The following is an 11,102-nucleotide window of genomic DNA, read 5'->3' on the forward strand; positions in this document are numbered from 1 at the left end:
GCCCCCCTTAATTAGGTTCGCCTTACTTTTTACCATCTACCTGAGGTTCGCCCGCACCAGCAGGTAGACGAGGAACGGGCCGCCGATCGCGGCGGTGACCACGCCGACCGGGAGAGTGATCGGCAGCGCCGTGCGAGCGACCAGGTCCGCGCCGATCAGCAGCAGTGCTCCCACCAGGCCGGAGGCCACCATCGGCGGCGTCGGGCACTTCGCCAGACGCATCGCCACTTGCGGGGCCACCAGCGCGACGAACGGAACCGGGCCTGCCGCGCTCACCGCCACGGCGGCCAGCAGGACCGCGCACAACAGCAGGACCGCCCGCACCCTGGAGTACCGGACGCCCAGGCCGGCGGCGACCTCGTCGCCGAGGTGCATCGGCTTGAACTGGAACGCGACGCCGGCCACGACGACCATGAGAACGAGCGTGCACCAGAACGCCACCCGGACCTCGTCCCACGACCGGTTCTCCAACGAGCCGACCAACCACGCCTGGGCCCTGGCCACGTCCCTGATGTCGGCCGAGACCAGCAGCCAGGTCGTGATCGCCTCCATCACGGCGCTCACCGAGATGCCGATGAGGATGAGCCGTACGCCGTCGATCCCGCGTCGCCACGCCAGGAAGTACACCAGCAGACCCGTGCCGAGACCGCCCGCGAGCGACGCCGCGGACAGGCCCACCGAGCTGACGACCGCCGCGGCGGTCCCGCCCGACACCGTCACCAGGAACACCGCGACAGCGCTGGCTCCGCTGGTGATCCCCAGGATGTCGGGACTGGCGAGCGGATTGCGCGCGACGGACTGCGTGATCGCTCCGGACATCCCCAGCGCGATCCCCACGATGAGACCGGCCAGGGCACGCGGCATCCGCAGATCCATGACCACGAACTCGTCGACCTGTTCGCCCCGGCCGAGGATCGTGGCGATCACCCGGGACAGGCCGATGGGGAAGTCCCCGGCGCTGAGGGAGAGGCAGAACACCAGGAAGGTCGCCGCCATCAGCAGCAGCGTGACCAGGACGAGCCAGGGCCGCCATACGAACGACACACGGCCGATCCGCACGCCCGGCGCCACCGATGGATTCACATCGGTCTTGTTCATGTGTGTCTTGGCCATGCGTGTCTTGTTCATGCGCTCTTGAACTTTCCTCGCCAGACCAGAATCGCGAAGAACGGGGCGCCGAGAAGGGCGACCACGACCCCCGCGTCCAACTCGCCCGGCCGCACCACCAAGCGCCCCACGATGTCGCAGACCAGCAGGACGACGGCTCCCAGCAGACCCGCGTACGGCACCAGCCAGCGGTAGTCCGGCCCGGTCAGAAACCGGGCCCCGTGGGCCACCATGAGCCCGAGAAACGCGATGGGGCCGCAGGCCGCCGTGGCCGCGCCCGCCAGCAGGGTGATGGCGACGATGCCGATGGTCCGGCTCATCGCGATGTTCACTCCCAGCCCCCGCGCCACGTCGTCGCCCAGGTTGAGCAGGTTGAGGGCGGGCAGCGTGATCAGTGCCAATACCAGTCCGGTCGCGATGAACGCGGTCACCGGCCGGATGACGTCGAATTGGACACCGGCCACGGAGCCCGCGTTCCAGAACCGCAGCGCGTTCAGCGACTTCTGGTCGGACAGCGCGACCGCCGTAGTCATCGCCGCGAGGAACACCGTGATCCCTTGCCCAGCCAGGGCGAGCGTCAACGGGTTGCCCGCCCCCCGGCCGATGCTCGCCAGGCCGAAGACGACGACGCCGGCGACCGCCGCCCCCACAAAGGCGAACCAGACGTACTGGAACGGGTCGGTGAACCCGAACAGGGCGATCACCGTAACCACGGCGAACGAGGCTCCGGCGTTCACCCCCAGCAGGCCCGTGTCGGCGATGGGGTTGCGTGTGTACCCCTGGATCAGCGCACCGCCGACCCCCAGAGCGATGCCCGCCACGATCGCGAGAACCGTCCGGGGCACCCGCACGGTCTGCACAATGAGCCTGATCTCGGTGAGCCGCTCGTCGGAGTCGGGCACCGCGAACAGCCCGTGCCAGACCTCGGCGGGACTCAACGCGCGTGCGCCGACGGCCAGCGACACCGCCGCGGCGATCACGAGAATCACCACAAGCGTGCCCAAACCCACGACCCGCCGCCGACGGGCCTCCGTTGTACCCACGGGCGCGGGTCGCTCAACTGCAGTCGTGAACATGTCGATGTACGTTATCCCTCCCCGTGGGCGGACTGACGGGCGGTGCTGCCGTCGGCGACGGGCCGGGCCTCGTCGGAGGCGGACTTCAGGCCCCGGTCGAACAGCGAGTCCAGGATCTCGCCGACCCGTATCGCGGTGTTGGACAGCAGGGACGTCGTGATGCCATGCGTGTGCTCCGTGCCGCCCTGCAGGTAGATCCCACAGCGCAGGTCGGGGTCCGTCGCGACGCGGTAGTCGCGCTCGACGCGGACCCGGCCCTCGTCGTCGCTCAGGCAGCGGTCGGCGACCTCGCCGAGGAGGCCGAGCGGGTCGGCGGGGCTGTAGCCGGTGGCGAACACCACGACGCCGGCGTCCAGGAGCGTCTCCTCGCCCGTGACGAGGGACTTCACCGTGGCACGGACGCCGTCGGGCGTCTCCTGCGCGCCGGTGACCCGGGACACGTTGAGGACACCTGCATGGTGGCGTCGTCGATCAGCATGCCGCGGTGCCAACCGAAGCTCGGCTGCTGCTCGAAGAAGTGAGCGGTGACCGGCTCCTGCCTGCCGACGTGCGCGTTGTGCTCGTTGAGCGCGATCGCCATGGCCACATTGGAGGGGCCGAAGCCGATGCCGATGAGGTCGAGGACCAGCGGTGCGTCGCCAGGAAGGACCTGTGACATGTCACTCCGATCGTGCGGGAAAGCCGCCTGCCAGGCGTGGAGGAAGGATGCGAAGGGCGGGCACGCCGACGGAGCGGCCAGCAAACTTAGGTTAGCCTAAGCTAATCATGCGATGCTGTCGACAGGGCAAATACGGACAATCGGGCATCGATGGCTTATCGTTCGAAGTTCGAGGTGAGCGGCGAACCCACTCCCACGGCGGTCGCGCCATGCGCGAGGTAGATGCGGGCCGCTTCGGCGTCCACTCCCCCGACGGGCACGAACGGCGCGGTCGGGAACGGGCCGTGCAGGGCCCGCAGGTACTCGGGGCCACCCGCCTGCGCCGCCGGGAGGATTGGGAGGGCGTCGGCTCCGAGCCGTTCGGCGACGATGTCGGTGGGGGTCATCACCCAGGCGAGAACGGGCAGTTCGAGTCGCTTCGCCTCCGTGATTCCTCACAGACGGCCGGGGTGACGACGAAGTCGGCGCCCGCCTCGTGGACCGCCTGCACGTCCTGCGCGATCAGGACGGTGCCGGCGCCGAGCGGGGCGGCGGCCCCGAGGGCCGCGCGGGCCCGGCAGATGACGGCGAGCGCGTCGTTGCCGCTGAGCGAGACCTCGATGAGCGGGATGTCCTCCTCTGCCAGTTGGAGTCGTCACCGATGACGAAGACGTGGGGGCGGGTGAAGGCGACACTCCACCGAACCGATCCGGACACCACCGGGCCGTTACCGTTCCCCCTGCCCCTGCCCCTGCCCCTGCCCCAGCCCCAGCCGCCACCCCTGTCCCGATGACCCGACAGACCGGCGGGAGCCACCAGTGCCGTCAGGCCCCTGGTGCGAGCTCCTGCAGGATGGCGTGCCCGGCCGCGCGATGTTCGGCGGCCTCACGCGGGTCCGTTTCGTCGAGGACCGCGGCGCTTCCCTCGTGGGCCAGCGCCTCCGCGTACCGGTATCCAAGTTTCGGGGCCAGATCCAGCGCCTGCCGGTGCAGTCGCAGGGCCTCATCGGGCAGGCCCGCCAGTCGGCAGGTCGGTTCCTCGACACGGCCCTCGTCCCACCTCAGGTAGCCCCGGCGCATGGTCGGTTCGGCCTCGGACCTGGTGTCACCGGCCCTGGGCATCGAGGCCGCCGCCGCTATGTACGCGGCACCGGCCTCCACCATCCGGCCCGAGTTGTAGCGGGGCGAAGCCCAGAGCAGGCTGGCCCCCTGCGCATATCCGGGGTCCCGCCCCGAAGCGAGGGACGGCGCCGCTCGTGCGGGCTCACCGTCGGCATCAGGACGACTGCGGTCGCTGCAGCCCCAGAAGGAGCAGTTGGACCAACCGGCGGGGGTCGTAGCGGGGGTCGCTGTCACGCCCGATGCAGAGGTTGCCGATGCCACGCATCAGTTCGTAGGCATGCGTACCGGGCCTGATTTCGTCGGCCTCGGCTGCCGCGTCGAGCAACTGCGCACAGACGGGCACCAAGCGGTCGAGGAAGTAGGTGTGCAGCGCGTCAAAGCCACTGCTCTCCGACTGCATCGCGTTGGCGAGTCCGTGCTTCGTGACCAGGAAGTCGACGAACAGGTCGGCCCACTGACGGAGCGCTTCGAGCGGAGAGTCGGCGTCGGCCAGCAGGTGCGGGCCGGCCTCGGCGCAGGTTTCGACCTGGTGGCGGTAGACGGCGACGACGAGATCCGCCCGAGTCGGGAAGTGGCGGTAGATCGTCCCCATCCCGACGCCCGCTCGGGCCGCGATCTCACGGATCGGTGCGTCGACGCCGGAGGTGACGAACACCGCAGCGGCGGCGGTGAGCAGCGTCTGCTGGTTGCGCTGCGCATCGGCCCGCTTGCTTCGGGGCCGCACCTCCCCGAAGTGGCTTGCAGTGGGCACCGCGCTCTCCTTCCGATGGCCGTTGACTAACCGAAACATCGCTCCGCACAGCAAGTGGAACAACGCTCCGCTTCAGCGTAACCGAAGCCGGACGCTCCTGACCGCATCCCCCGCCGTCGGCCGAATGAGACAGGCGGCAGAGGTCATTGAACGGAAAACGCATCATGCCTGAATCGACCTCCACAGCCGCCACCTTCAGCTCACCCACTCCTGTCCTCTCGGTCGGTCCGGTGGTGCTGTCGACTCCCGACCGAGCCGTTGACCTGGAGGTACGGGTCTCCGCGCCGGTGACCGAGGGCGACCTGCCGGTCATCCTCCTCTCGCACGGCCAGGGCTACTCGAACCATCTCTCCTCGCTGAACGACTATGCCCACCCTGCTCGCCCTGTTCGACGCGGAGCACGGGCTCGGCGGGGTCTCCGGATATGACGTCGCCGAGACCACGGACGAGAACCTCGAGCGAGTGTCGGCGGTCCAGCGGCTCACCTGGGCCTACCTCCGCACAGAGCTCTACCCCGGCGATTCCGCTTGGCAGGCGGCGCATGACGCACTGACGGCCGAACCCAACCCGCTCGGACGAGTCGAATCGAAGTAGGCACGAGAGACACCGCTTCCGTAAGCGGGAGAACGAGAAGGGCCGCAGCGACCGCCGGGACGTCCGCTGATCGGCGTGGTCGCGGGCCTCTATCCGGCGATCCGCGCCTCCCGTCTGCACCCGACGGTGGCGCTCACGCGAGATGAGGCAGCGTGGGGCGGCGTGGGGGCCCCTCCCCGTACGCCGCGGCGCACCCGGCATCGTTCGGCGAACGTCACGAAGCCACAGGGCCTTTGGTCCTGGCCCTAAGTCCTCCTCGCCGGAGTCGGATCCCTGCGGGCTGTGAGCCCGCCCATAGGGCGTGGATCACATACGAAGCGCCTTAGGAGGACACGGCGTACGGTGCGGCGCCCCATGCAAGGTCCGAGCCGACTTCGTCCCTTCACTACGTAGAAGCATAGTTTTTAGGGTTATTGCGGACATCTCTCGCGGTTGTTAACCATGGAACGTACCCCGGGGAGCCAGCCACTCCGGACCGGTCGAGCAGCGCTCGATCCGACTGTTTCCCGGCCACGTCACGCAGCGTCGCTGCACTGTCGTCGCCCCCCGCGGCTTCCCCGCATTCCACTGATTTGGAGAGTTCCATCCGTATGCTCGCCCAGCCCCGCACCTCCACCGCCCGCACTGCCCGGATCCGTAACTTCTCGGTCTCCGGCCTCTGCGCCGCCGGCGCCGCCGCGGCAGCACTGACCCTCGTCCCCTCCCCCGCACAGGCCGCCGAGCCCACCTTGCACAGCGTGTCCGCGGCGAGCGCCGTCTCCGCACAGGCCGACGCCCTCGCGAAGAAGGCCGACAAGAAGCCGTCCCACCCCGAGAATCTGGACGGCTGGATCCGCGAGTCCCTCGCCATCATGAAGGACAAGGGCATCCCCGGCAGCTACGAGGGCCTGCACCGCAACATCATCCGCGAGTCCGGCGGCAACCCGGACGCGGCCAACGGCACGGACGTCAACGCCCAGAACGGCACGCCGTCCAAGGGGCTGCTGCAGGTCATCCAGCCGACCTTCGACGCCTACCACGTCCCCGGCACGGAGAAGGACCTGACCGACCCGGTCGCCAACATCACCGCAGCCGCCAACTACGCCGCTGACAAGTACGGCTCCATCGACAACGTCGACTCCGCCTACTGAGCGACACGAGGCACAGCACCACCCTGCTCGGAACGACCTCATAGGATCATCGGCCATGAACGATTCAGGCTCAGATCTCGACTGGCTTCAGAGGCGGTATGCCGAGCAGTGCGACGGCGACCGGGAGCACATGTGGGGTGTCAAGATCGGCACCCTCGACAACCCGGGATGGACCATCACGCTTGACCTTGAGGACACTCCGCTCGGAGCACGCGAATACCCCGAGCAGACCATCGAACGCGGCCCGACAACTGGATCCACGCGCGAGTAACAGGCTTCCACTTCAACGCCGCATGCTGCCCCGCCAACCTCACCGAGGCCTTGGCCATGTTCCGATCGTGGGCCGAGGCACGCAGGCCGTAAAGCAGAGAAGCCCGGCAACCCTGCTGCACCTGCCCGCCCCTGTCACGCCACCGCCGCCGTCGCCGACCCCGTCGCGCGGCAGGTATGCCTGACAGAGCGTGCGGTGAGCAAGCCCTCCGCCAGGACGGTGGCAGCCCGTACGGCGCACCCCGGGCGAGTCCTTGTATCGACCCCGATTTGGCGCGGACTCGGCGCGCCGTCTGCCTGCGCCACGCGCGCAAAGAGTCAGGACGACGTAGCAAAACTCGCGTGATGTGACACTGTCAGGCACTCCTCGAAGGCTTTCGACGGGAGCAGAGGATGAGTCAGAAACGCCACAAGACGCCCAATCACGCGCGGCTGCGCTTTGACGGATGCATCGCGGGCACAGGCACCTCATCCGGGACACGCATCGTACTGGGACATTGGCAACGATCGCCGTTCGGCTCGTTCAGCGACGTGATGCTTGAGCGAAAAGACGGCGAACGGCGGCTGTTCGCACCCACTTCGCGGACGGCGGATTTCATCGCCACCACCTACAACTTCGACACCGTGCACATCGTGCCGGTGGACGTCAGCGTCGAAGCAGCCCTCTGGACCGTCAAGGCGGGTCCTCTCGACCTGCGCTTCACCACCGGTCGGCGAGGACCCCTGGGGATTCTTCTGCGTGCGGTGCCCGACACGCTCGCCGCCCGCCCGGCCTGGAGCACACTCCTGGACCTTCCCGCCCGCCTCCTGCTGGCAGGCGTACGGACCCGAGGCAGCGCAGGGACCGGTCGCCGCGAGTGGTATGGACCGCACGATCTGAGGCCGATCGACACAGTTTCGGCAGTCTTCGAAGGCAAGGACCTCGGCGTGATGGCGCCCATCGAACCGCCCGTGCGCTTCGGGTTCGCTTCGGTGCCCCGGAAACCCGCCGTCACTCGGATTACCACCACGGTGGCACTGGGCCCAGAAGAGCGGCACCCCCTGGGGGCCTGACTGCTCGACCAGGTCGTACGCCAGGCGTACAGCACGCAGGCCCTGACGCCGGAGCCGTCACCATGTGGGCCAAGGGCCGAAGAGTTCGACCGCCTTCGTATCCGGATTCCCGCTCAGCCGACCAGGCGAAGAAATGGGAGGCTGGCCGTGCTGGTCCCACAGCGGGACCACAGCCGTACGCTGTACGCGCCCGGGCCATGGAGCAAGGAGTTGCAGCCGCATGTGGACGTGTGAACAGGTGGTCGGCGCGAGCCTGAACGTGAAGGAGACCATCGGTCTCTACCGGGCATCCACCCTGGCCGAACGACGCCCGGTCGACGACGAGGAACGCTTCACCAAGATGCTGGCCGGCGCCAACCTGATCATCACCGTGCGCGCGGAGAACCGGCTCATCGGGATCGCCCGCTCGATCACCGACGGCGCATACGCCACCTACTTGAGCGACCTGGCCGTCGACAGCGAGTTCCAGGGTCAGGGAGTGGGACGCGCCCTCATCCAGGCCACCAGGGAAGCGGCGCCCCAGGCCCGGCTCATCCTGCTGGCGGCCCCCGCCGCCGTCGACTACTACCCGCACGTCGGCTTCACCCAGCACGACTCCGCCTGGACCATCAAAGGCCCCGCCACGGTGTGAAGCCGGCCACCTACCAGGCCGTCACAGCCGCACACCTGTATCCAGCGGCACACCTGCCCACCGGCCAAGCGCCGACGCGTACACGGACACCCTCTGGCAGATGCCGCAAAAGTTCCCACAAGGGAGCCGAAAGGCCTCAACAAGCAGCCGGCCGCACACCAAGGGCCGCTTACATACGCCGGGTTACCGACGCGCGGCCTGAACCGGACTGGTCAGCCACTCCAACACCTTGAGTTAGGTTAGGCTAAGCTGACCCCCTGTCGGAGGGGAAGTCCTGTCATCAGGAAGAAGCTTGCGCGCATCTGGGCATACTGCTCACGGCTGCGGACGCCTTCATGCGGGACATCCAGCCCTTCGTCGTCGCCGACCTCTCCGCCGAAGAGCACGCCATGGCGCTGCGGTGGGCAGCGCGCAGTGGCGTCGTGTGCACCAACGACATGCCGCTGCGTGCCCTCCTGACCGGCAGGGCGGCGCGTGACGCATGACAGGCAGGCCGGCAGACATCGAGCCTGGCATCGGCACAGCGTTGAGCCGGCACGAGGAGAGACAAAGACCATGACAGTACGGGTCGCTGCGACCGGAGCGAGCACCGCTGTACTCGGCTCCAACACCACGCGGGTACAGGTGACGGTGAACGAAGAGACCGCTCGCCCGACCGCTGCGAGTGCCATCGACAATCCGGCCAGGGGCACTGCCGGCCACGCGGTGCACAGCATGAGTGTCACCTTCGGCCTTCCTGAGGGCCTGGACCTGGACCTGTCCACGAATGGAGTGGCCCAGTGACCGCCACAGCCGCACAGGGATTCCTTACGAGCGGCGTGCGGCCACGCCACGCGCCTCGGGCACTGGAGGATTTCCAAGGCCGCACGGTCGTGATCAAGTTCGGCGGAAACGCCATGGTGAACGAGGATCTCAAGCGGGTCTTCGCCCAGGACGTGGTGGAATTGTGGCGGGCGGGGCTGCGCCCTGTCGTCGTACACGGCGGCGGCCCGCAGATCAGTGCGCTGCTCGACCGGCTCGATCTGGAGGTCCGTTTCGAGGCTGGTCTACGGGTCACCACTCCGGAAATCATGGACGTGGTCCGGATGGTGCTGACGGGTCAGGTCCAGCGGCAGCTCGTGGGGCTCGTCAACAGCCACGGACCCTTCGCCGTGGGCCTGTCGGGCGAGGACGCGCACACCATGACTGCTGTGCGGCGGCCGGCCTGGGTGGACGGAGAACCGGTGGACATCGGGCTGGTCGGCGACATCACCGAGGTCAATCCGGACACCGTACAGACGCTGCTGGATCAGGGCCGTATACCGGTGATCTCCCCCGTGGCCCGGGGAACGGACGGACAGGTCTACAACGTCAACGCCGATCTCGCGGCGGCGGCCCTGGCGGTGGCCCTGGGCGCGGAGAAGCTGGTGATGCTCACCGATGTCGAGGGGCTGTACGCAAACTGGCCGCACGACACCGAGGTGATCGAACGCCTGACGGCGGATCAACTGGAGAAACTTCTGCCGGAGCTGGCGGGCGGGATGCTTCCCAAGATGGAGGGGTGCCTTCAGGCCGCCCGGGCTGGCGTGCTCATGGCCCACGTAGTGGACGGCAGGATCGCGCACTCGGTCCTGGATGTGTTCGGCGGGGACCGCTTCGGCACCACCGTGGTTCCGGGCGAGGACGGGGACGAAGACGGGGACGGGGACGGGGACAATGCCGCATGACTGCCGGCCGACGTCCGCGCCCGCTCCTCACGGGTCGCCGCTTCGCTCAACTGGCGACGCAGGGTGCGGAGTGCGGACGTCGGTGACAACGCCGGCGGGCCCAGCCGCACGGCCGGCGTCGGCGTTCGGCGAGGTGCGCGAAGCGAGCTGATCGCTGCTCGACCGGGCCCATCGGCACCAGGGGCCCCCTCTGCGATACGGCGACAGAGCACGAAAGCGGGTTACGAGCCCAACAGTCCACGTAGCTGCGCCAGTTGGTCAGAGGGCGCGGGCGAGGACTCGCGAATTGCGGCGTGGGTCCAGGGATTTCACCCAGGCCATCGGTGCGAGTTCCTCGGAGGCGGACGCGAAACCGTACCGGAGGAACAGGCCGCCACCGCCGGTCGTCGCAGTGAACACGACGTCCAGCGATTGCGCGGTCGCGTGGGCCAGCGCCCCGCGCAGGAGCTGAGCGCCCACCCCTGAGCCCTGACTCTGCGGCGCGACGCAGAAGTTGTAGAGCACGCCTGCGGGCCCGCGGCCGCGGGAGGGTTCGGCGGGATGAACACGCAGCCCCAGACAGCCGTCGAGGGCTCCATCCTGGGCCTCCACCACAAGAAAGTCGGCAGCGTCTGAGGCGTAGAGGGACAGGGAACGCTCACGCAGCGCCCCGGAGCGTACGAACGGCCGGGACAGGGCCTCAAGCGCGGTGGCATCCCCGTGATGCGCGGACCGCAGCCGGAGCGGGGCGGGCAGGGGGGTGCGCGGCGACGGCGTGCCGAGGCGCGCGGCGATGGGGGCCGTGATCAAGAGGCTTCCTTTCATCGGTACCACCCGTGCACGAAGGGCAGTTCTGCCGCCGCACCCGGGACACCATCGACAGTAAGGGTAGCCTTACCTAACTCAATCACCAAAACAGAGACGCGCATCCTACGACCCACTCAGCGGCGGCCGTTGCCCCCGGCGTCCACACGCGCCCGCGCCCGCACGCGCGCCCCTGCCGACACCCTGGACCCGATACGCGCAGATCAGGCGTCGCAGTGCCAC

The 11,102-nt window shown here is 68.5% G+C and carries 11 protein-coding genes and 5 pseudogenes; 8 read left to right on the forward strand and 8 right to left on the reverse strand.

What is annotated here, in order from left to right; genetic code table 11:
• Positions 1-36: 36 nt before the first annotated feature.
• The 7 genes and pseudogenes from QMK30_RS20720 to QMK30_RS20745 all read right to left on the reverse strand — a co-directional run bounded on the left by QMK30_RS20720 (position 37) and on the right by QMK30_RS20745 (position 4,692).
• Positions 37-1,128: a FecCD family ABC transporter permease gene (locus QMK30_RS20720; RefSeq protein WP_502963182.1), complete on the reverse strand. Its 1,092-nt coding sequence runs from the start codon at positions 1,126-1,128 to the stop codon at positions 37-39.
• A complete protein-coding gene (locus QMK30_RS20725) occupies positions 1,125-2,183 on the reverse strand; it encodes a FecCD family ABC transporter permease (protein ID WP_283519782.1) in 1,059 nt (352 codons plus the stop codon). Before QMK30_RS20725 ends, QMK30_RS20720 begins: the two co-directional genes overlap by 4 nt.
• An 11-nt stretch (positions 2,184-2,194) precedes the next feature.
• Positions 2,195-2,629 (reverse strand): annotated as a pseudogene (locus QMK30_RS20730) (L-lysine 6-monooxygenase); the annotation flags it as partial.
• Entirely contained in the window at positions 2,569-2,841 is a 273-nt protein-coding gene (locus tag QMK30_RS38835; RefSeq protein ID WP_502963183.1) for a SidA/IucD/PvdA family monooxygenase, read from the reverse strand. The gene QMK30_RS38835 and the pseudogene QMK30_RS20730, both read right to left, overlap by 61 nt.
• A gap of 155 nt (positions 2,842-2,996) precedes the next feature.
• Positions 2,997-3,466 (reverse strand): annotated as a pseudogene (locus QMK30_RS20735) (bifunctional 4-hydroxy-2-oxoglutarate aldolase/2-dehydro-3-deoxy-phosphogluconate aldolase).
• Between the two features lie 178 nt (positions 3,467-3,644).
• Entirely contained in the window at positions 3,645-3,983 is a 339-nt protein-coding gene (locus tag QMK30_RS20740; protein WP_283519783.1) for a hypothetical protein, read from the reverse strand.
• Positions 3,984-4,095: 112 nt separating this feature from the next.
• Positions 4,096-4,692, reverse strand: a complete 597-nt coding sequence (locus QMK30_RS20745; RefSeq protein ID WP_502963184.1) for a TetR/AcrR family transcriptional regulator — start codon at positions 4,690-4,692, stop codon at positions 4,096-4,098.
• 164 nt (positions 4,693-4,856) lie between these two features.
• Between QMK30_RS20745 and QMK30_RS20750 the strand changes: the two are divergent.
• The 8 genes and pseudogenes from QMK30_RS20750 (at position 4,857) to argB (ending at position 10,076) form a co-directional block, all read left to right on the forward strand.
• Positions 4,857-5,286, forward strand: a pseudogene (locus tag QMK30_RS20750) (hypothetical protein).
• A 590-nt stretch (positions 5,287-5,876) separates the two neighbouring features.
• Positions 5,877-6,416 (forward strand): transglycosylase SLT domain-containing protein, encoded by a 540-nt coding sequence (locus QMK30_RS20755; protein ID WP_349362095.1) that lies wholly within the window; start codon positions 5,877-5,879, stop codon positions 6,414-6,416.
• 130 nt (positions 6,417-6,546) lie between these two features.
• Positions 6,547-6,779, forward strand: a pseudogene (locus QMK30_RS20760) (Imm53 family immunity protein).
• Positions 6,780-7,079: 300 nt separating this feature from the next.
• The gene (locus tag QMK30_RS20765) at positions 7,080-7,739 is read left to right on the forward strand and encodes a hypothetical protein (RefSeq protein WP_283519785.1); all 660 of its coding nucleotides are present in this window, start codon (positions 7,080-7,082) and stop codon (positions 7,737-7,739) included.
• Positions 7,740-7,959: 220 nt separating this feature from the next.
• Positions 7,960-8,370: a GNAT family N-acetyltransferase gene (locus QMK30_RS20770; protein ID WP_283519786.1), complete on the forward strand. Its 411-nt coding sequence runs from the start codon at positions 7,960-7,962 to the stop codon at positions 8,368-8,370.
• A gap of 296 nt (positions 8,371-8,666) precedes the next feature.
• Positions 8,667-8,855: pseudogene (locus QMK30_RS20775) on the forward strand (isochorismatase); the annotation flags it as partial.
• A gap of 70 nt (positions 8,856-8,925) precedes the next feature.
• Complete coding sequence (locus tag QMK30_RS20780; RefSeq protein WP_283519787.1) at positions 8,926-9,153, forward strand: hypothetical protein; 228 nt, start codon at positions 8,926-8,928, stop codon at positions 9,151-9,153.
• A gap of 35 nt (positions 9,154-9,188) precedes the next feature.
• Positions 9,189-10,076 carry an acetylglutamate kinase gene (gene argB, locus QMK30_RS20785; protein WP_502963187.1) on the forward strand — a complete coding sequence of 296 codons (888 nt, stop codon included), beginning with the start codon at positions 9,189-9,191 and terminating at the stop codon, positions 10,074-10,076.
• Positions 10,077-10,334: 258 nt separating this feature from the next.
• Here the strand turns inward: argB and QMK30_RS20790 are convergent, their stop codons facing one another.
• Positions 10,335-10,865, reverse strand: coding sequence for a GNAT family N-acetyltransferase (locus tag QMK30_RS20790; RefSeq protein ID WP_283519788.1), 531 nt, complete (start codon positions 10,863-10,865; stop codon positions 10,335-10,337).
• Positions 10,866-11,102 lie beyond the last annotated feature (237 nt).

This window comes from Streptomyces sp. H27-C3, assembly GCF_030063415.1.
Lineage (GTDB): Bacteria > Actinomycetota > Actinomycetes > Streptomycetales > Streptomycetaceae > Streptomyces.

Coding starts and splice junctions, on each gene's coding strand:
- QMK30_RS20720 (WP_502963182.1), bottom strand. CDS start 1,128: ATGAACAAGACACGCATGGCCAAGACACACATGAACAAGACCGATGTG.
- QMK30_RS20755 (WP_349362095.1), top strand. CDS start 5,877: ATGCTCGCCCAGCCCCGCACCTCCACCGCCCGCACTGCCCGGATCCGT.
- QMK30_RS20725 (WP_283519782.1), bottom strand. CDS start 2,183: ATGTTCACGACTGCAGTTGAGCGACCCGCGCCCGTGGGTACAACGGAG.
- QMK30_RS20740 (WP_283519783.1), bottom strand. CDS start 3,983: ATGGTGGAGGCCGGTGCCGCGTACATAGCGGCGGCGGCCTCGATGCCC.
- QMK30_RS20770 (WP_283519786.1), top strand. CDS start 7,960: ATGTGGACGTGTGAACAGGTGGTCGGCGCGAGCCTGAACGTGAAGGAG.
- QMK30_RS38835 (WP_502963183.1), bottom strand. CDS start 2,841: ATGTCACAGGTCCTTCCTGGCGACGCACCGCTGGTCCTCGACCTCATC.
- QMK30_RS20765 (WP_283519785.1), top strand. CDS start 7,080: ATGAGTCAGAAACGCCACAAGACGCCCAATCACGCGCGGCTGCGCTTT.
- QMK30_RS20780 (WP_283519787.1), top strand. CDS start 8,926: ATGACAGTACGGGTCGCTGCGACCGGAGCGAGCACCGCTGTACTCGGC.